Here is a 19303-nt window from a genome sequence, read left to right as displayed (position 1 = left end):
GCCCCGGGCGGTCCCATCATCAGGGATACCGTCGCCCAGCTTGCGGCGAACGAGACTTCAGGCCCGGCGCGCCCTGCCTCTTCGTACGGAAGGGCCGCGGTCGGGCCCGGCAGCCGGCGGGGACGGCGAAAAGACCTGGAGCCGTGTCGCGGCCCTGGTGCCGCTCGTCTGCCCGTCAGCGGGGAGCGAGGCGCCCGGCCGCGAACAGCCCTGTGATCATCTGGGGACTTTCTGTAAGAAAGTTCCGGGGTGCGTTGCGCATTTCGGGGCGGGTGGCCGCTGTAGGGGTAGAGGGCGCGGTCTGTGCCTTCGGGGCGAGGGAGCGCTCACTCGAGTGGACATGGCGGCTGAACGGCGACGCAAACACGGTGCGATACGCCAGATCGGCGGGCGGGCTGCCCCCGAACACCGCACCCGCCGGTACCGGGCGCGGCCCGCGCGACGGCGTGAGGCCGATGAGCGGAGCGGGATCCCGTCGGATGATCGTTCGCCTTGCCCTCCTCGCGCTCTTTGCCGTCCGGTTGATCGGGTGTGACTGGGGCGCAGCGGAAAATGACCGATATTCGCGGTAGCGAACATCCGAGAAAGGCGTTCATGCCATCACCGGACCGTAGCGTTGGTGTGCCTGTCACGTGGGACTGTACGGTCCCGAACACGGGAAGACCCCGGCCCGGCGCCACACCTGAACCAGGGTCTCCCGTTCACTATTCGCTTTCGATCAAGGAGGGGTTATGCCTCCTGACCATGCGCTCCGCAGGTTGCCGAAGGCGGCCCGCCGGAAGGGCGTCGAACGTACCATCCCTCGGAGGGGCGGGGTTGAAACCGCGCGGTGGTGTGACTTTGAAGTCAACATGCCCGTAGGGCTGTTCGCGGCGGCACCGCTGTGGAGTGTGGCGGCCTCCGATCCCGGCAGCGGGCACGGGTGGCCGTTGGCCGTGGCGCTGGGCGGGCTCGCCGGGCTTCGGAATATCCAATTCCGCTACCGGCGTCTGCGTATCACCTGATCATGCCCCGCCCTGCCGGGCCGGATTATCAGACCGGCCCGGCAGGTGCCGCATGCCCGGCAGAGCCGGTCGCGGGGATTTCCACCACACCGGCTGTGAAAGTCCCCTTTCCCGTACCGGACTCCTGCGCCAGCTTTTCGCGTGCACACCCTCAGAGGAGATGCCTGATGCCCTCCAACACCGGGGCGGTCCGCTGCCTCAACCCCGACTGCCTCAACGATGTCGACCCCAACGTGCGGGGCCGGCGCCGGAAGTACTGCAGCGACGGCTGCGGCCGCGTCTGCCGGCGCCTTCACCGAGCCCAGCGCACTCCCGACAGCCAGTTCCACGACGCATACGCCCTGCAGGTCGCAGAAGAGACGGCCCGCCAGCTGATCAGGATCTGCGAGAAGGTCCGGGCCGGGGAGGCCCTCGAGACGCTAAGCCGGCTCTCCGAACTGGCCGCCGATCTAGAGGACCTCAAAGCCGCCACGGTCCAGCAGGCCCGCGACCGCGGCTACAAGACCCCCGTCATCGCCCAGGCCATGCACATCACCACAGACAAACTCGTGCGCACCTACGCAATCGCCAGGGTCGCCCGCCGGATGCGCAACCGCCGGGCCCGGCCGGGCCCGACGGCCCCCGGCTCCCGCGCACCCGACGCCTCCTCCCCGCCAGCACCGCACGACCTTCTCCTGCCGGCCGTCCCCCGCCCCCCGGCAGCAGGACGCCGACCCGGGGCAGGACCGGCCGGGCCTGAGCCCCCCGGCCACCTCCGCCTTGTCCGCCGCGCTCTCCCACCTCCAGCGCCACAGCGGCAAAACCCTGCGCGACCTGGCCGAAGAGGCCCGCGTCTCCCCCTCCTACATCTGCCGGGTCCTCTCCAGTGAACGCTGCCCCTCCTGGAAAGTCACCCGCCGGATCGTCACCGCCTGCCGCGGCGACCTGGACGCCGTCCGACTCCTGTGGGACACCGCCCGCGGCCAATACCCCGTCCAAGCCTCCAGCCTCCACACCGCTCTGCGCGGACTGCACCTCTCCGCCGCCTGCCCCGCCCCCGCCCAGATCCGCCGCAGCACCAACAACCGCATCACCGAACAGGACGTCACCGCCCTGCTCTACGGGGCGTACGTACCGGAATGGGAAACCGTCGCCCACCTCGTGGACGCCCTGCACGGACGACTTGAGACCATCCACCCCCTGTGGGCCGTCGCCCACATCTCCCTCCAGGCCAACAGCCGCCTCCTCCCCATCCAGCGCACCCTGCCCGCCGAATGCTTCGGCTGACGGCCACGAACCCAGACACGAGGGGGACCTTCACATGACACCGGCACACCGGCCCGCCCTGCTCCGGCCCGCCCCCGCGCACCCGGACATCACCCTCCCACCCGCCTTCGAAGCCTTCTGCACCCTGCACCGGCAGCCCTACTCCGACTACGCCCGCCTCTACCTCGGCGCCGGCCACACCACATCAGCCCTCCGCGAAGCCTTCGGACGCCTCGCCACCCACTGGTCCGAGGTCATCGCCCACCCCAACCCCACCGCCCGCGCCTGGAGCCTGTTCAGCGCCCACATCCACGCCCAGCCCGCCAGCATCAGCCGGCCGGACAAGAACTGGCCTACGGCACCCACACCCTGCACCACCTGCTCGGCTACTCCATCGCCGAGACCGCCGCCATCACCGGGCAGGACCCCAGCAAAACCCGCTACCTGCTCACCAACGACTGAGCCGCCGGTGATGACCAGGGGGTAGGGCGTGCCGATGGCGAGCACGTCGGCCGGCGGCCGGCGGTGCAGATCGGTCAGGTTCATGCAGCGGTCGCGGCCCGGGTGGTGAGTTCGGGGAAGGCGGCTTCCCACGCGTCGCGGATCGGGCGGCTGATCAGGGTCCGCAGCACGGGCCACTGGCCGGTCAGCAGGTGCGGGTTGAGGAAGGCGGCGAGGTCGTCGTGCTGTCCCTCGGCCAGGACCGTGCGGTAGAGGCCCATCCGTGCCCGGGGGCGGTCGAGGTCGAAGGAGCGCCGCCCGGACCAGACGACGTGCAGGGGCAGGTCGACGGTGCCGTGGTCGGGGCCGTGGAGGTCGTCCAGCCGGGCGGGGAGCCGGTTGGTGTAGCGCGCGCAGTACGTCGGCGGCGGTCGGCTCCGGGGCGGGGGACGACATCATGGCCATGCCCCGATTATGGCGTGCCGAGCCGTCCGGCACACCATCGGGGGCGCGGGGGACGTCGCGCGTGGTGGCAGCGCTGGGATGGGCGTCGTCAGCAGTGTCTGCCGCATTCTGGGCAGGGGCCGGTCGCCGTGTGTTCCAGGGCCGCGGCTGCGGCGTGTCGCCCCTCTCCTGATCGCGCAATGGCGTCCGCGGACATCGACACGGCCGGGTCGGGCTGTGCAACATAATGAGTCGCATGACAAGACTTCGCATCGCGCTCGCCAACCTCGAAATTCCCGAGAATCCAGAAGACTCCGTGGTGCGAGCCGAGCGCGCGGTCAGAGCCGCTGCTGCTGCCGACGCGCATATCGTGTGCTTCCCGGAAGCGTACGTGCCGGGCTACCCGTGGCCGCCGCAATCGCGTAAGGCCGTGAGCGCCAACTTCTTGGAAGCTGCGCACGAGCGCATCGCCCAGGCTGCGCGGGAGAGCCACATCTGCGTGGTGCTCGGCACGGAGCGGTACGTTTCCGACAAGCCGCGTCTGACCACGCTCGTACTTCGGCCCGACGGCGATCGAGCGGGTTACCAGGACAAGGTGCAGCTCGACCCAGCTGAAGATGCCATATACGAGGCGGGCAGCGATCGTCGAATATTCGAAGTCGACGGCTTCCGCTTCGGCATCGTGATTTGCCACGAGGGTTTTCGCTATCCGGAGACGGTACGCTGGGCTGTTTGCAACGGTGCCCAGTTGGTGTTCCATCCGCACTATAACGAAGCGGAGCCCGGCGCGTTTCAGCCGACTGAATTCGCCGACCCGAGAAACTCCTTCCACGAGAAGGCGATTCTATGTCGCGCCGCTGAGAACAATTGCTACGTCGCCGCCGTCAACTGCGCGAGCCCGGGATCGCCCACAACATCCGCCGTAGTGCGGCCGGACGGCACGCTGCTCAGCCATCAGCCTTATGGAAAACCCGGGCTGTTGGTCTGCGACATCGATCCCGCCGAAGCCACGCCACTGCTCGCGCAACGCCTGAAAACTTGTTCTTGAGTTGCAGGGTTCGGTTCGACCTTGCCGTATCGCTTCGCCGGCCGGGCAAAAGGGCGCCGACGTGCCCGGCCCCGTGAAACCGGGGTCGGGCCCTTCCTCGTTGCGGGGTGGTCCGGTGCTGTCGCGTACGGGGTGGTGCGTCGCCGGCTGGTCTGCAGCACGGACACGGACGAGGTTGCGTAGAAGTGGGTCCTGCGGTCTCCGAGGAGCCGTCCCGGCAGCGCTCTGGCGGTGCCGAACTCGGCATCCGCCGGTCCGGCAAGGCTCTGACGGTCGTGCCCGGTCGTGTCTGCCTCCCGCATCGGCTGGGCGGGTCCCGGTCTGGGGCGTTGTGAGTGGGCGTGTTGGTGGCAGCGGTTGTGCGTCAGCCGTGTGCGGTTGTTGATTGCCTGGTCATGCGCTGTGGGTGTGGGCTGGTCTGCTGTCATGAGGTGACCAAGTGGCTGCCGTTTAGTGGCTGGGGCGGGGCGGGTTGGCTGTCGTGGGGGTGGCTGTTCCTACCGGGGTTCTTTGTAGGCCGGTGCTGTCGGCATACCGCGACGGAGATCTGGCCAGACGCTCCGGGACGAAGCCGAGGGCCGCAGGAAGGCGCACAAGCCTGTCCCGCGGATCCGGCTGCTCACCGACGGGTGCGGCTCCGTGTAGTGCGTCCAGATGTGACGTCGGCCTGATCGTCGGCGCTGGTGCCGTTGGAGGAGCTTCCGGCGAGGATCGTCCCTACCGCTTCCGCTTGTGCCGTGCTGCGTTCCTCGTGCCGCTCTGCGGCCGCTTGGCGTTTGGGTGGATCGAGCGATGAAGCTCTGAAGGTGGCCGCAGGGACGACAAGCTGGCCGTCAGCGCAGCATCAAGTGGCCCGGTGTGCCCGTCGTAACAAATGTCGAGGAGCTTGCGGGTCGGTTGGTCGTAGAGGAAGACGACGCCTCTGGGCAGACCGAGCTGGTACTTCTTGGCCCGGAGGTAGTCGCGGAGCCTCCTGTCGGTTTCGTCGGGGTCGGCTCCAGCCGGGCGGGTGGCCCACACGAACAGCCAGCCCTCTGCCGGGTCGACGCTGGCCGTGAGCGGCACGGTCAGACTACGGCCCTTGGGGCTCGGATTGTCGAGGAGTTCATCGCCGTGGTGGGCGAACTCGCGCTGCACGTCGGTTGCTCCAGACAGCAGCGTGGCGCCGATGCTCAGCCATCCAGTGACATTCCGGGACTGCAACTCGTCGACCAGCGGCGCGAGCGGCGATGGCACCATCGCCGGCTTGGGCGCCCGTACTGAATGCGCGCCATCGCGCCCTCGGGTGTGGAACCACTGGTCCAGCGCATCGGTTCGGCTGGTCAGGAACGCAGGCTTTTGTGTTCGGTACCGGCGCAGTTCGGCTGTGGCCGGCTCGGGCAGGAAGGGGAACGCCGCGCGCACCTGCACCGGGTCGGGTTCCACCCAAAGGCCTGCCTCGAAGAAGTACAGGAACAGATCCATTTCGTCGGGCGCGTGGAACATCACAGTGACGTCGGGGTCGCGGCGCCGACGCAGGTACAGCAGGAACTCGGCTGGACGCGCCACCAGTTCGGTGATCAGCTCAAGATCGTGCAGGGACACCGTCCATGGAATGTTGCCCGCGGTCAGCAGGCCGGCCCGCACCAGCTCGGCGGTGGCAGTCAGAACCGTCGATATGTCATCGAGGCTGACGGCGATGGTGTGAATCTCACGGATATGGCTGAGGTCGATCCATCCCTCGTTTTTGCTGCGCAGGCCACCGTCCCGCTCGATGGCGTCGCGCATGCGCCCGGCCTGTTCGGCCGCTTTGGTGATGATGCCGGTCAGATCGGTGCGGATCCGTGCCGTCTTGCCCCCGCGGGATAGCGCGCTCAAGGCGACGGCCTTGTCTTCCACGATGATGGCGACATCGTCGAGGACGATGAGGTGGTCGCCCTCGGCGCGCTTGGTGTACTTCGACGGGTCGGTGGCCTTGGCTTCATCATCGCTCGCGGGGAGGTAGTACTCCAACCCGTCCCGGAATCGGGCGCCGGGAAGCACGCGCTCCAGCGCGGCGTGTGTGCGGGATTCGAGAAGGTCTCCGCGGTGCTTGGCGTACTGGCTCCACACCGGGGCCGTTTTTTTCAGGTGTTCCTCGATGTTCTCCCGCACAGCGAACACGTTCAATGCCGGGTGCGGCAGCATCAGACGCCCGTCCGCGCCCACGATAAGTGGCCGCGTTCGCAGCGGGTTCCTTCCGCTGGTGAACGCATCGACGACATCCGTCGGACTGTCCGTCGCCAGGTCCAGGCGGAACCGCTCGACAACGGCCCGGGCACACTCCTCGGCCAGGCCCGTATGCGCAACGATGTCGTCGATCGTGACAGTGGCCTGCTCGGCAGGTGGCTCGAACAACGACGTGACGCCGAGCATGGCCTGTTCCCTCAGCTGTCTGTCCGCCCGGCCCTCCTCCTCCGCCGCCATCGCGTCCAAGACCGCATTGCCCATCGCCTCGATGCGGTTATTCAGCCTGTCCTGCTGCAGGTCGTGGCAGGCGTCGAGGACGGCTACTGCATCCGTGGCGTTGAAGCCCAGTTGCGCCTGCAGGGCTGCGCGGACGCTCTCAACACCGTCAAGGAGCGCCAGATTGGTTTCCTCTACCATTTCCGGATATGACGGATTGCGCATCCATACTTCGGCGCCCCGAATGAACAAGGACACCATGGCGAGCTTGTCGGTCGGGTCAGCACGTGCGAATGAACGCAACTGCGCAAGGTAGAGGACCTTGCTCAGTCCCTCCTTCGAGCTGGAGACGAAGTGGCTCATCTCCTGAAACCCGGCTTCGGACGCGGCCGCCGTCCCTATCTCCTGCCGGGCGGTCAGGGCAATCAGCGCCAGCAGCTCGACATAGACCGCGCCCGCTTCCGCGGTGACAGGTATCTCGCCCTCGCGGGCCATCGGCAGGAATTGCTGACGAGCCACCTCGATAAGCCGGATCGCGTCGAACCGCGGCACCTCCACGACGAACTCCTCGATCGCCGCAGCGAAGGCCGCGTCAGCCTCAGACGCAGGGTCGTCGCCAGTGAAGGAGGCCATGAGTGTGGTCATGGTGATCAAGGAATCAGCTATGACCTGCGCGTGCGGATCGAGCACCGGCGTCCCCGACACGGAACGGCGATGTCTCTTGTTACGCGATTCGCGTCGCTTCGTGCGGGAGCCCATGGGTCACTTCACCACGCAATACGGGCGGCCAGCAAAGGGTTTGGCGTTGCACAGCCTCCACTGGCGACAGCTGCCTGCGCGAGGTCAGAAGAATCTTTCCCCGGCCATCGGCCCATCGTGCCCGACTGTGCACCTGCGCTGCTGCCTGAACGGGGGTGGCGATGAGGTGTCCGCCGGCTGCTGTCATGGGGTGACCGGGTGGCTGTCACGGTGTGGTTAGCAGGTCGCGGTCCAGCTGTGTTGGGTTTGCCTGTTTCTGTACGGGTGGGTGGTCGGGGCGGGTGGGGTTGGCCGCGTGACGGCTTTACAGACCCCGGTGGGGGAGGCGGTGCCGGGTCCGGCTGGTTCGGCGGAGGCCGGGCGGGTGGAGCGGGCCGTGGTGGTGCGGCGGCTGCTGGCGGTGGATCGGGGTGAGGGCGGTCTGTCGGCGTTGCACATGCGGATCGCGGCCGGGCTGGCGGGGGTGTCGGAGCGGACGGTGTGGCGGTGGCTGGCCGAGGGACGCGAGGGGCGGGTGGAGGCGCGGCCGCGGCAGGGCGGGTTCACGGTGGGCGATCCGTTGTGGGAGGTGCTCACGCAGGTGGGCGGGAACGTCGCTGAGCTGCGCCGAAGGATGCTCCGGGCGCAGGACGAAGGTGTGCTTCAGCGGTGGGGTGTTGAGGTGGTGCCGTCGTTGGCGACGCTGCACCGCGCGATCAAGGACGAGCTGCGGGCGGGCCGGGTGCTTCAGGTCGCCCGCGCGGCGTCGGGCCGGGTGGAGCCGAGCCGGTACGACCGGGCCCTGGCCGAACTCGGCTTCGCAGAAGGTGCGGACGGTCCGCCGGTGGTGGACGGTCCGGGCGCCATGCCGTCCGGTACGGGTGGTGAGGAACGGTCCGGCGCGGTGAAGGCTGCTGCGCGTGTCCGGGTGCCGGGTGGGGTGCGCCTGTACGCGCCGGGGGCGCGGCTGGTGTCGACGCGGCAGGTGGCGCAGGTGGTGGAGGCGGTGGGGCACACGGTGGCCGCGCGGGGGATCGGCTGTGTGTACGGGGACACGGGGCTGGGGAAGACGGTCGCGGTCGAGCAGGCTCTGCATCTGCTGCCTGCCCGGGTGCCGGTGTGGCGGGCGGTGGTGGGGGTCAGGCCCGGGCTGCCGCAGGTGCGGGCCGCGTTGTGCGAGGCGCTGGGGCTGCCGTCGGGGTCCTTGACCCACCGTGCCGGTCCGGCGGACCAGGCGCTGGCGGAGGCGCTGGCCGAGCCGGGTGTGCTGTTCCTCGACGACGCGCAGCGTCTGTCGCCGCCGGTGCTGGATTATCTGCGTCAGCTGTGGGATTCGCCGGGTTGTGCGGCTGCCCTGGTGCTGTGCGGGGCGGGCAGTGAGCGGGCGCTGGCCCGGGCCGCGGCGCTGCGTTCCCGGGTCCTGACCTGGCATCAGGTCAGCCGCCTCGACTCGGAGGACGTGCCGCGGACGCTGGGTCTGTTTCACCCGGTGTGGGAGGACGCCGATCCGGCCGACCTGGGGCGGACGGATGAGCAGACCGCCCGCGGCAACTTCCGTACCTGGGCGAAGATCACCTCGCATGTCTGTGCAGCCCGGGGCCGCGACCCCGGTGCGGGCGTGGCTCGGGACGCAATCGACCAGGCCTGCGCCCGGCTCGGTCCGTACTCATGACGGCCACTCTCACGCGCCCGGGGCACACCGGTTCCGACGGCAGAGAACCTCACCCCGTTCGGCGAGGAGGAGAAGCGCGCGATGACGGACAACGGACCGCAGGACACCAACGGCGGCCACGGCGTTGACGCGGGAGGGCAGTGGCTGCCACCGCCGGGGGATCCGGCGGGTGTGCTCGGGAAGCAGTCGTTGGTTGCGCTGCGGGCGCCTGCGGTGCGTCGCCTGCTGGCGCTGCGGGCCCGGGGCGGTCTTTCGCGACAGCACGTGCGGCTGGCGGGGGAGTGCCTGGGGGCATCGGAGCGCACGGTGTGGCGGTGGCTGGCCGAGGCATCCCAGAACCCGGCGGCGGCTGCGCACCCCGGAGCCCGCCACACCGGCCGGTTCGAGATCACCGCAGAGATCCGGGTGCTGCTGGCGTACTGGCACGGCAACGCCTCCGCAGTCCACCGCCAGCTCATGGAGCGCGCCGCGGCCGAGGCCGGGGGCGTATGCGCGCAAACGTCCGGTACTGCCGCGCCCGTCCCGCCGGACCCGGTGGCTGTTCCGGGTGGGGCAGCCCTGCCGCAGGTGCCGCTGCTGGATCCGGTCCCGTCCCTGTCGACGTTCCTGCGCGCGCTGCGCCGTGATCTGACGGCGGGGGAGCGCGCCGGTCTCGCCATCGGACCGGAGGCAGCACGCGCCTATGACGTGTTCGGCAAGCGTCCGGCGGCATGGCGCAACCACGCCTGGGAGACCGACCACGTCCAGGCCCCGCTGCTGGTCGACGCCGACGGCGACCTGGTGCGCCCGTGGATCACCTGGTTCATCGACACCGCCACCAAGGTCATCACCGGCACCGCTGTCACCCCGGGCCATCCCTCCCGCGCGTCGGTGCTGGCTGCCTTACGCGCTGCAGTGGTGCGGGATGAGCCCTACGGCCCGGCCGGGGGAGTGCCGGAGCTGGTGAGGATGGACCGGGGCAAGGACTTCCTGTCGGCCGCCGTCACCACCGCGCTCGGCGCGATGGGTGTGACGGTCAAGGACCTGCCCGCCTACAGCCCGCATCTGAAAGGAACGGTGGAAAGCCTCAACCGGGCTGCGGACCGGATGCTGTTCGCCGCCCTGCCCGGCTACATCGCCGGGCCCACCGGGCCCCGCTCGCAGCGGCGCGGACGTACTGCGGGGGCGGTGTCCGCCCTGTCGTTCCAGGACTTCACCGCGGAGGTCCTGGCGTGGACGAACTGGTGGAACACCGCGCACCGCCCGAAAGCCCTGTCGGGCCGTACGCCGCTGGAGGCGTGGCAGGCCGATCCGACCCCTGTCACCGACATTCCCGCCGCCGACCTGTGGGCCTTCACCCTCGAGGACGACGGCCGGCCGCGGAAGCTGACCAGCCACGGCGTGAGCTGGCGCGGCCGCACCTACACCGCCGCGTGGATGACCGGCCAGGCCGGCCGCCAGGTCCGCGTGCGATACATGCCGCACCACGACCACGAGATCGAGGTCTGCGACGCCCGTGGCCGCCACCTCGGCCCGGCGCACCTCGCGGACGTGGCCACTCCCGAGCAGTTGCAGGCGCTGCGCGAGGCACGCGCGGAGCGCGCCCGGCGCCTGCGCGCCGACGTGAAGGCCGCTGAACGCCTGCGCCGCCAGCGCTTCGCCCCCGCCACCAGTGCGGAGCCCGCCCAGCGGCTGGGGGCCGTCACGGCCGCCCAGGCCGAGCGTGAACTCGCCGCCGCCGACTACACCGACGTCGCACGGCTGGCACTGCCCGACCTGATCCCGCCCGCCCCGCCTCCGGCGCACTGGCGCACCCCGCCCGCCCTTGCGGCCGGCACAGCGACGCCCCCGCCCGCCGCCGCTCCAGCAGACCCGCCAGCGGACGTTGCGCCGGATCCCGGCTCCCGACCCGCAGGAGACACCTGATGACCGCGGCCACCTACCAGTACGTCGACCTGCCCGACGCGGCCGTCGTCACCACCCGGGCCCTGCTCACCGCGCGGGAGAACATCACCGACACCGTCGCCGCACGCGCCATGATGTGCATCCACGGCGGCGCCGGCCACGGCAAGACGCTCGCGGTCAACACCTGCCTGCACGAACTCGAACCCGCAGAGGACGTCCGACGGGTCACCTTCCGCGCCCGCCCCACCGCCCGGGCCGTGCGCTACGAGCTGTTCACCGCCCTCGACCTGCCCGGCGAGCCGCCTCGCCCCCCCCAGCGAGTTCGACCGCCTGCTGAAGAACGCCCTGGCCGAACACCCCCGCACGTTCCTCGTCGACGAGGCCCAGTGGCTCAACGGGGAGGCGTTCGAATACTTCCGCTACCTGTGGGACGAGCCCGCCACCCGCTTCGCGGTCGTCTTCGTCGGCGGCGAGGGCTGCCACACCGTGCTGCGCCGCGAACCGATGCTCTCCTCCCGGGTCTTCATCTGGCAGCACTTCACCCGCCTCACCCCAGACGAAGTCCAGCAGGTCATTCCCCTGTTCCATCCGGTGTGGGCCGACGCCGACCCCGACGACATCGCTTTCGCCGACAGCCACGCCGCCCATGGCAACTTTCGCGCCTGGGCCCAGTTGACCGCCCACACCCGTACCGCGCTCGCCCGCACCGGCCGGCCCCGGGCGGACCGGGAGCTGCTGCGCTGGGCCTTCAGCCGTCTCGTATGACTGCCGCGCCGCCGTCCGTCACCGTGGTCATCGACCGCCATGACGACGTGTTCCACACGCACACCGCACTGGCCGCCCACCATCCGCCCTCCGGGCGGATCACCCTGCACCCCGGCCCGGGCAGCACCAGCGAGACCGGCCTCGCCCACGACCTTCTCGCCGCTCTGGGTAAACCGCCCATGCTCCCGGGGAGTTTCCCTTCCGGCCGTCAGCCCGCTTGGGAAGCCGCCACCGCCTGGATCACGACCCTGCCCGTCACCCGGCTGACCGTCCTGCGCGCCCACCGCCTCACCGCCCGCCGCACGATGCGCCTCCTGCAGCTGCGCGCCCTCACTGGCATCCACCTGACCCTGGTCTGTCACCGCCCCCATCTGCCCGCCGCCCTGCACCAGGCGCTGCAGACGGCCGACTACTGCGTTACCGCCGACTTCCGGGCCGCCCGCCGCCACTACTACGGCACGACCGCACCCGTACACCCGTCTGCCGACGAGCCCGCCGCCCGGCCGGCAGACCGGTGGCTCACCCTGCCCCTGCTGGAGCGCCTCGTCTCCTACGACAGCCCCGCTCCATGTACCGCCCCATGCACGCCGCCGCCAATCGTCTTCCGGCACCGCCCGCCACCCGCACCCCTCACCCAGCAGACAGCCCGGGAAGTCGCGCGACGCCTGGCCATCGTGACCGCCCACCCTCGCTTGGCCGCCGCCCTGGCCGCCGCGCTCTTCACTGGCGCCTCCTTCCAGCAGCTCGCCACCGCACGCCCCGGCGACTACGACGACGCGGCGGCCACCCTGGCCCTGCACGACCGCACCCGCTACACCGACGGCTGCGCCACCCACCGCGTGCCGCCGTGGGCACGCGCCTTCCTGAAGGCCGCCGTCTGCTTCGCCCGGCTCGCTCCCGCCCAGGACCAGCATCTGTTGGCCGGCCCCCACGACCGCACCCACCTGCTGCGCATGGCCGAAGCAGCGAGGCTTCGCCCGCCGCAACCGCCCGCCGGCCGGCGCACCGGCCGTATCCAGTGGGACTGGCGCGAACGCGAGGAGGCCCAGCGTTACGACACGATTCTGACCCGGCACCAGACCCCGCCTCCGCCCTGAGCCCGGACCCCGACACCTCAAGTCGGCAGGGGAAGGCGGCGCCGCGCGGTACAGCGAGCCGGGGGTGTGGTCAGCCGATGGAGAAATCGGCGAACTCCACGTCGGTGAAGGCGATCCCGAGACCGTGGGCGCGCTGGCCTCCGTCCCGGAAGTAGGCATGGCCCAAAGCTCGGGCGAGGATCACCATCTGCTGCTGCTCACCCCCGCCGGCGTCCCGGGCGGCGAACAGCTCGCGGGCCACTTCTCCCGACAGGTACTGAGTGATCAGCCGTACTCGCGGATCGTCCGATGACCCTGCCGGAGCGGCGAAACCGAACCGCGCCCTGGTGTGGAGGACGAAGCCGTCGGACTCGGTGCGGGCCCGCACCAGGGGCTGCCACCGTGCCCTGACGGCCTCATCGATCAGCCCCGCATGCACAGCACTGGGACGGCGACGCACTCCCGGCCGGGTGGTGACCCACCTCTGTACCGTGCGCTGGGAGATCCCCAGGAGGACAGCCACGTTCTTCGTGGAGCCCTTCTCCGCCTTGAGCAGGAAACGCACAGCGGCATCCTTCGTAGGCACGGGACGGGTCAGCAACGCTCGTTCGAGCCCTTCGACGATCTCACCCATGCCCGCCCCCGAGCGTTCTGGCACCGCGATGACTGGTGCACGGCGGCCGCCTGCTCTCCAGATCTCCCACACCAAGCCGCTCTCCCTGGCCAGTTCAGGCATAGCCAGGACACCACCGCAGGCCCTCGGCTAGAGAGCCTGCAGCAACCCAAGCCTGCGGACGCCTTTCCGGGAGCAACCGTGAACCTCCAACTGTCATTCACGCCATCCGTACGCGTTTGGTACGCGAAACGTGCGCTTCACGCTAGGGTCGGGGCAGGAGGTGCAGCATGTCCGAGCTGTTCGACGCGGTCGACGCGCTCATCGCGTCCCGCTCCCCGTTGCCGCCCCCGGCGGAACGCAGGCGGCTGCGCCAGGCGCACGGCCTGACGCTGGACGAGGTGGCCGCCGCACTGCAGGTGCGGCGTGCGACGGTCAGCGGCTGGGAGGCCGGCAAGACCGAGCCGCGGCCGCCGGAGCGCGACGCATATGCCCGCCTGCTCAAGCAACTCGCCCAGCTCTACCCCGCCAACGCCCCGGTGCCCGCTGAGGACACGACAGTCCCCGAGAAGCCTGCCTCCCAGCCGCTCCTGCGCCAACGGGAGCGGAACCGGCCCAAGCCCGCACCGCACCCACGGGCCCGATCCCAGAGCCTGCTTCTGAGAACACCGCACTGCGCCCCGCCGCTGTGCCGCATCCGGCGGCCACGACCAGGCCGACGTCGCGCCGGCCGCCCGCGCGTAAGACCGCCCCCGCCGGCACCCCAACCGGCGGTGCCGATGCGCGGTTCGAGAACGGGCCGCTCGCGGTCGTCGACGTCGAAGGCGGTCAGGCGCTGGCGTACTGCGTCGGCGGCCTGGTCCTGGACGTACCGGCGAAGTCGATTGCGGCCCTGGTGGAGTGGACGCTGAGCGAGGGGCGGCTCGGTCAGCTGAAGCTGTCCGGGCCGGGCAAGGACGCCGACCCGCTGATCGTGCTGACCGGGACCGCGTGCGAGCACTACGGCCTGCCCGTCACGCTCACACAGCAGGAGCGTCTGGCCGGCCGGATCCCGGAGGGACACAAGGTCATCAAGCAGCTGACGCGCGCCGACTGGCAGCTGACCAAGCGCGGGTTCGGGCCGTGGGCGCGGATCTACCGTCCCGCCACCGGTTCGGAGCGGGCGTGCGTGCAGTTGTGCATTCCGTCGTGGGACGCGCTCGACACCCGGCACTGGGCCGACACAGGGCAGTTGCCGCCTGCGGACCTGGCCAGGCTGCTGGGCACGTATGCGGCCCGCGTGATGACGCCGCGCGGATCGACCGCCGTGACCGGCCTGGAGCTGATGACCGCGCTGCACCCGCCGACTCGTGCCTCCGAACCGGACGCAACGGGCAAGCGGCACTCTGAGTACAACCCAGGCTCTCTGGGGAAGGATCCGGTGGACTGCGCGCCGTGCGAGGCCCCCGACGGGCACCCGCTGCTCGCAGACCTGCCGCGCTTCCACCACCGCACCCCGGCTGAAGTCTTGGTGGAGGAGGCGTACGACTGGGCGCGCCCGCTCACCGACGCTGAATGCCTTCGCCCTCACCTGGTGGGCGTCGACGTGAACATGGCCTTCGCCGCTGGCGCGAACGGCCTCACGGTCGGTCTGGGGGCGCCGGCGCACGTCAAGAACCCCGTCTTCGATCCGAAGTTGCCCGGTTCCTGGCTGGTCGACCTGTCCCACGTCGACCTGTCCCGCGTGAAGGTGGCCAAGGACAAGTGGGCGCAGCTGGACGCCGGGCTGCTGCCCAGTCCGTTCACGCCGAAGGGGGAGCGGCCCGAGGGCTCGGCCTGGTACGCCACGCCGACCGTGGCGTACGCGGTGGAGCTCGGCTACGACGTCGCGCCGGTCGAGGCGTACGTCCGCCACGACAACGGCCGCTACCTGGACGCCTGGTACAACCGGCTGCGCGACGCCTACCTCGCCACGATGGCCGACCTCGGCGTGCACGCCGACATGGAGCCGGCCGACTTCCTCGCAGCGATGGACGGCTACCGGCAGCGGGGCCCCCAGCTGGCGATCGTGGTGTCCGCGATCAAAGCGACCGTGAAGGGCGGCATCGGCAAGCTGCGCGAGCGCCCGCGCGGGGAGGGCTGGAAGCCCGGCCAGCCGTGGCGGGCCCTTGCCCGGCCCACCTGGCGCCCGGACATCCGCGCCGCCGTCATCTCCCGGACCCGGATCAACATGCACCGCAAGATCGTCAAGCGCGCCGCCTTCACCGGGCAGTACCCGGTGGCCATCCTCTCGGACTGCGCCGTCTACGCCTCCGACGGGCCGTCACCGCTGGACTTCCTGCCCTCCCGGGACGGCAAGCCGCTGCCCGGCGGATTCAGGCTCGGCGTGAACCCGGGCCTGGTGAAGTGGGAGGGCACTCAGAGCGTGCTGTGGGGCGAGGGTGTCCGCGAGCAGTTCGACGCCCCGGACCTCAACCTCGCGCGGTACATCAAGGACGGCACCGTCACCGACCAGGACACCGGGGAGTAGGTAGAGCGCGATGAGCCTGTTCGGCAACGGCCTGGACGCCGCAGTGCACAAGGCGTTCACCCGCCCGGCGCCCAAGAGCGCGGGAGCGCAGATGCGGTACCTGGTCAAGCAGTTGAAGGGCACCAAAGCGGTCGCCCAGATGCTGCGGATCTCGCAGCGCACGGTCGAGCGGTACGTGAAGAACCAGATCAAGAAGCCCCGCCCGGACCTCGCCGCCCGCCTGGAGCGGGAGGTGAAGAAGCGGTGGCAGCCGCAGATCCGCGCCCAGGCGCGGCAAAAGGCGGCGACCACCGGCGGCATCGTCATCGACACCCGCGCCCGCATCGGCTACACCGCACCAATCGGCACGACGGACGAGGACCGCCTTCGACACCTGACCGTCGCGCTGCCGCCCCGCTACGCCGCCGGCCTCTTCGACGCCCAAGAGGCCGGCGCCACCGACCGGCGGCTCCAGCAGATCGCCGCCGAAGCACTCAAGGAGATGTACTTCCAGGACAACGGCCGCCGCGCCGGCCAGCTGGAGGAGGTCCGCTTCACGGACATCGAGCACCTCGAGTTCGACCTGTGGCAACCGCGCCCGAACAGCCTGCGAGCCCGGACCGATCGGTCCGGGCTCGCAGGCGTACCCACGGCAGGGTGCTCATGCACGAGATGCCCACGTCCTACTCCGGAGGCGGTGTCACCAGCTTTGTAGCGCTCGGGTCGACGTCCGCTGCACAGGCCAGGGTCGGCAGGTCGCGGTCGAGCAGGCCGTTCATTTCGATGGCCACACGGCTGAGCAGGTGGGCGGCTTGGACGGACTGGCCGTCGGCGACGGCGGCGTAGAACCGGGCGGCGTAGGTGATGGCGTCGACATCGCCGATAGTGTCGGACATTCCGATGGCGAACGGCACGGTGCCGACCAGCTTCCCGGTCTGGGCTGCGGAGTGGCAGGAGTTCAGCAGGACCAGCAGCGGCTTGTCGTCCACGGCGGCGATGGCCCGGGCGAAGGCGCCGGCGCTGACGATGGCACCTTCGTGGAAGCCGTCCTCGCCCTTCTCGAAAGCGATCAGGTCCTGTGTGCTGTGGCCGGAGAAGTGCACGACGTGGGGACGGAACCGGGTCAGCGCGTCCAGGAAGACGTCCGCCGTCGCAGCAGGGTGGACATCCAGTTCAACAAGGTTGCGATGGGTGGCGCTCTGCACGGCCGCACGAATCCTCTGTTGTTCCTGGCCGACTCGCAGGTCACCAGCGGAGGCGGCTGCCAGTAGCAGCACTCGCAGTTTCTCCGGCTTCGGGGCCCGCAGTTCTTTCAGCACCGTGCGCACCTCGCCCTCCGTCGCCGACAGACGACTTTCGATCTTCTGCTGCTCAGCTGCGGCGTGACGCTCCGTCTTCTGCTGTTCACGCTGGCGAGCCTTCTCTGCGGCGGCCCGCTCAACCTGTTCTGCCTTCGCCAGCTTGGCCGACAGGTCAGCTGCCTCCTTGGAGAGCTTGCCGACCTTGGCGCTCCACGTGCTGGCGTCCTGGCCAGCTTTGTTGGCCTCGTTCTCGTACCGCTGGGCAGCACGCTGCTTGCTGTTGACGGTGCCCTGGCTGCTCGCCTTGGCGGCTGCGGCTTTCTCCTTCGTGGCCTTCGCGCGCTTGTCGGCTTCCTTCTTGCGGAACTCGCCGACCTTCTTCTCCGCGTCGGCGCGAGCCTTGTTCTTTCTGTCCAGCCGGCTCCGGTAGTAACTGGCGTTCATGGGCGTGCCTCTCTGCGGTTCCCGTCTCGCCAGGCTATGGCCACCCACTGACAACGCCCCTCGCCGCTTCCCGCAGCGTTCCTGCAGGTGTGGCGGCAAGACGGGCAGTTCTGTGCGGGTCCGCTGACGATCGTGGCGGACGGGTCACGTTCCTTGCCCCGAAGGCCATCTGAGCGCTGGTAGATACTGGCCGCCATGGCAGAAGGCTCCGATCCGCAGCAGGACGTCACCTACCGGGCGCCGGTCGGCTCCGTCGATCTCAAGGCGTTCGATGAAGACGGCAACTCGTACGAGATCCGTGCGTGCCACGACTGTCTGCCGTGGTACGCGGAGGTCGTGGTCGTTGCCGGAGAAGTCCTCGTCAGGGAGTGGCATGCGGTGGGATGTCCGCAGTTCCAGGAGCTCATCCGGGACTGAGACGGGAATTCATCGCCCAGGGTCGGAACACATCTCCTATGGGTGATGATGTTGTGGTGAGTCTGGACCTGAGCAATTACGAACTCCTCTGGCCCGCATCGCTGTTCATATCCGAGGGCGAGCGAGTGCTCCGGTCCACAGGCTCCTGGCAGGACCGGGCTATTTGGCTCATGACGGAGGCTCTGGCCGGCACAACCGCAGTCGCCGACTTCGAGGATCTGCCCAACCACACCGCGCCGACATCCGATCCCTGGGCGACCACCGCCACCGGCTGGGGCACCAAACGGGCCGTGATGGACCAGCACGACTGGTTCACCGAACTCATCCGCCGGGCGCCTGAGCTCAGGCATGCGGCCGCGCCCCGGCCGTACTGGCCGCAGCGCCGCGGCAATGGACTCGCTCACGATGGCAGTACCGCGCGGGACACCCGACGGGACTTCGCGCGGCTCATCGGCGAGTTCGCCGACAACGGCTACCTGGTCGAAGTCTTCGGCGAGGAATGCATCGACGATCACAGCGAGCTGCCTGACCCCTCCGACGTGATCGACAGGCGACTTGGCATCCCTGATCTGTGGCCGCTGGCGCCGGAGGCGTGGGGCGAAGACACCTTCTACGGGCTGATCGAGGTGTTCCACGACCTGGTGAGCCGCCCCCGTACGCGGCGCTTCCATTCCTACAGCGGCTGCGGATGGCATCACTCGGAGTTTCACAACGGGCCGGCACGCGTCCTGTACCGGTGGAAAATCAACCAGCTGTTGCGCGAGGCCGGCATCGAATACGAACTGGCCGCCGAGGGTGAGGACCTCGGGCGCCTGGTCGCCGTCACCGACGACGCCCGAAGCCAGCTGGTGCACCGCGCCCTCAACGACAGCCCAACCGACACCACCGCCGGTGTCCGCCACGCCATCGCCCTCTTCCGAGGGCGTGACACGTCAGCCGAGAGCAAGCGATCGGCCATCTTCAACCTCGCCCGCATCCTTGAGGAACGCCGTGCCCTGATCAAGCAGCACCTCGGGAAGGACGAAGGCGCGCTGTTCGAGATCGCCAACCGCTTCGACCTGCGCCACCGCCGGGCCGACCAGCGCGGCGAGTACGACGAAGCATTCCTCGACTGGATCTTCTGGTGGTACCTCGCCACGGTAGAGCTGACCAACCGGCTGATCGCGTCGCGGAGCCTCGCCTGAGCCGTGGCGCCGAACGCGCCTGTCGTGGCTCGTTCCATCTGATCAGTATTCGGGGTGTTGAGCTGGGCTGATCAGTTGGCTGGTTGGGGCTGGCGGTGTGGTCTGTGGTGGCGAG

General features: G+C 69.7%; 13 protein-coding genes and 3 pseudogenes. 11 read left to right on the top strand and 5 right to left on the bottom strand.

Annotated elements, in window-relative coordinates; translation table 11 throughout:
• The first annotated feature begins 1763 nt into the window (after window positions 1–1763).
• On the top strand, window positions 1764–2270 hold the full coding sequence (locus AB0I22_RS35590; RefSeq protein ID WP_363135150.1) for a helix-turn-helix transcriptional regulator: 507 nt from the start codon (window positions 1764–1766) through the stop codon (window positions 2268–2270).
• Between the two features lie 159 nt (window positions 2271–2429).
• Here AB0I22_RS35590 and AB0I22_RS35585 read toward each other — a convergent pair whose 3' ends face one another.
• Complete coding sequence (locus tag AB0I22_RS35585) at window positions 2430–2795, bottom strand: hypothetical protein (protein ID WP_363135149.1); 366 nt, start codon at window positions 2793–2795, stop codon at window positions 2430–2432.
• Window positions 2792–2971: a hypothetical protein gene (locus AB0I22_RS35580; protein WP_363135148.1), complete on the bottom strand. Its 180-nt coding sequence runs from the start codon at window positions 2969–2971 to the stop codon at window positions 2792–2794. Before AB0I22_RS35580 ends, AB0I22_RS35585 begins: the two co-directional genes overlap by 4 nt.
• A 419-nt stretch (window positions 2972–3390) precedes the next feature.
• Here AB0I22_RS35580 and AB0I22_RS35575 point away from each other — a divergent pair, with 419 nt between their 5' ends.
• Window positions 3391–4182 carry a carbon-nitrogen hydrolase family protein gene (locus tag AB0I22_RS35575; protein WP_363135147.1) on the top strand — a complete coding sequence of 264 codons (792 nt, stop codon included), beginning with the start codon at window positions 3391–3393 and terminating at the stop codon, window positions 4180–4182.
• A gap of 717 nt (window positions 4183–4899) precedes the next feature.
• Here AB0I22_RS35575 and AB0I22_RS35570 read toward each other — a convergent pair.
• Window positions 4900–7251, bottom strand: a complete 2352-nt coding sequence (locus AB0I22_RS35570; RefSeq protein WP_363135183.1) for a preprotein translocase subunit SecA — start codon at window positions 7249–7251, stop codon at window positions 4900–4902.
• Between the two features lie 478 nt (window positions 7252–7729).
• Between AB0I22_RS35570 and AB0I22_RS35565 the strand changes: the two genes are divergently transcribed.
• The 5 genes and pseudogenes from AB0I22_RS35565 to AB0I22_RS35545 all read left to right on the top strand — a co-directional run bounded on the left by AB0I22_RS35565 (window position 7730) and on the right by AB0I22_RS35545 (window position 12762).
• Complete coding sequence (locus AB0I22_RS35565) at window positions 7730–9016, top strand: ATP-binding protein (RefSeq protein WP_363135146.1); 1287 nt, start codon at window positions 7730–7732, stop codon at window positions 9014–9016.
• Between the two features lie 81 nt (window positions 9017–9097).
• Window positions 9098–10921 (top strand): transposase family protein, encoded by a 1824-nt coding sequence (locus AB0I22_RS35560; RefSeq protein WP_363135145.1) that lies wholly within the window; start codon window positions 9098–9100, stop codon window positions 10919–10921.
• A gap of 309 nt (window positions 10922–11230) precedes the next feature.
• Window positions 11231–11332, top strand: a pseudogene (locus tag AB0I22_RS35555) (ATP-binding protein); the annotation flags it as partial.
• A gap of 54 nt (window positions 11333–11386) precedes the next feature.
• Window positions 11387–11665 carry a hypothetical protein gene (locus tag AB0I22_RS35550; protein WP_363135144.1) on the top strand — a complete coding sequence of 93 codons (279 nt, stop codon included), beginning with the start codon at window positions 11387–11389 and terminating at the stop codon, window positions 11663–11665.
• Window positions 11662–12762 (top strand): hypothetical protein, encoded by a 1101-nt coding sequence (locus tag AB0I22_RS35545; RefSeq protein WP_363135143.1) that lies wholly within the window; start codon window positions 11662–11664, stop codon window positions 12760–12762. The genes AB0I22_RS35550 and AB0I22_RS35545 overlap by 4 nt, the downstream gene beginning before the upstream one ends.
• Before the next feature lie 70 nt (window positions 12763–12832).
• Here the strand turns inward: AB0I22_RS35545 and AB0I22_RS35540 are convergent, their stop codons facing one another.
• Window positions 12833–13477, bottom strand: a complete 645-nt coding sequence (locus AB0I22_RS35540) for an XRE family transcriptional regulator (protein WP_363135142.1) — start codon at window positions 13475–13477, stop codon at window positions 12833–12835.
• Between the two features lie 167 nt (window positions 13478–13644).
• Here AB0I22_RS35540 and AB0I22_RS35535 point away from each other — a divergent pair.
• A pseudogene (locus AB0I22_RS35535) lies at window positions 13645–15863 on the top strand (helix-turn-helix domain-containing protein).
• Window positions 15864–15873: 10 nt separating this feature from the next.
• A pseudogene (locus AB0I22_RS35530) lies at window positions 15874–16428 on the top strand (XRE family transcriptional regulator); the annotation flags it as partial.
• A 97-nt stretch (window positions 16429–16525) separates the two neighbouring features.
• Here AB0I22_RS35530 and AB0I22_RS35525 read toward each other — a convergent pair.
• Window positions 16526–17587 carry a hypothetical protein gene (locus AB0I22_RS35525; protein WP_363135141.1) on the bottom strand — a complete coding sequence of 354 codons (1062 nt, stop codon included), beginning with the start codon at window positions 17585–17587 and terminating at the stop codon, window positions 16526–16528.
• Window positions 17588–17782: 195 nt separating this feature from the next.
• On the opposite strand from AB0I22_RS35525, the gene AB0I22_RS35520 reads away from it, so the two are divergent.
• Both AB0I22_RS35520 and AB0I22_RS35515 read left to right on the top strand, forming a co-directional pair.
• The gene (locus AB0I22_RS35520; protein ID WP_006139020.1) at window positions 17783–18004 is read left to right on the top strand and encodes a hypothetical protein; all 222 of its coding nucleotides are present in this window, start codon (window positions 17783–17785) and stop codon (window positions 18002–18004) included.
• A 38-nt stretch (window positions 18005–18042) separates the two neighbouring features.
• Window positions 18043–19188, top strand: a complete 1146-nt coding sequence (locus tag AB0I22_RS35515) for a hypothetical protein (protein WP_363135140.1) — start codon at window positions 18043–18045, stop codon at window positions 19186–19188.
• Window positions 19189–19303: the final 115 nt, after the last annotated feature.

The organism is Streptomyces sp. NPDC050610 (assembly GCF_040654875.1).
Classification (GTDB): Bacteria; Actinomycetota; Actinomycetes; order Streptomycetales; family Streptomycetaceae; genus Streptomyces.
This window is presented reverse-complemented; position numbering and strand designations above follow the sequence as displayed.

Coding starts and splice junctions, on each gene's coding strand:
- AB0I22_RS35540 (WP_363135142.1), bottom strand. CDS start 13,477: ATGCCTGAACTGGCCAGGGAGAGCGGCTTGGTGTGGGAGATCTGGAGA.
- AB0I22_RS35570 (WP_363135183.1), bottom strand. CDS start 7,251: ATGACCACACTCATGGCCTCCTTCACTGGCGACGACCCTGCGTCTGAG.
- AB0I22_RS35585 (WP_363135149.1), bottom strand. CDS start 2,795: ATGAACCTGACCGATCTGCACCGCCGGCCGCCGGCCGACGTGCTCGCC.
- AB0I22_RS35520 (WP_006139020.1), top strand. CDS start 17,783: ATGGCAGAAGGCTCCGATCCGCAGCAGGACGTCACCTACCGGGCGCCG.
- AB0I22_RS35525 (WP_363135141.1), bottom strand. CDS start 17,587: ATGAACGCCAGTTACTACCGGAGCCGGCTGGACAGAAAGAACAAGGCT.
- AB0I22_RS35545 (WP_363135143.1), top strand. CDS start 11,662: ATGACTGCCGCGCCGCCGTCCGTCACCGTGGTCATCGACCGCCATGAC.
- AB0I22_RS35560 (WP_363135145.1), top strand. CDS start 9,098: ATGACGGACAACGGACCGCAGGACACCAACGGCGGCCACGGCGTTGAC.
- AB0I22_RS35575 (WP_363135147.1), top strand. CDS start 3,391: ATGACAAGACTTCGCATCGCGCTCGCCAACCTCGAAATTCCCGAGAAT.
- AB0I22_RS35580 (WP_363135148.1), bottom strand. CDS start 2,971: ATGGGCCTCTACCGCACGGTCCTGGCCGAGGGACAGCACGACGACCTC.
- AB0I22_RS35515 (WP_363135140.1), top strand. CDS start 18,043: ATGGGTGATGATGTTGTGGTGAGTCTGGACCTGAGCAATTACGAACTC.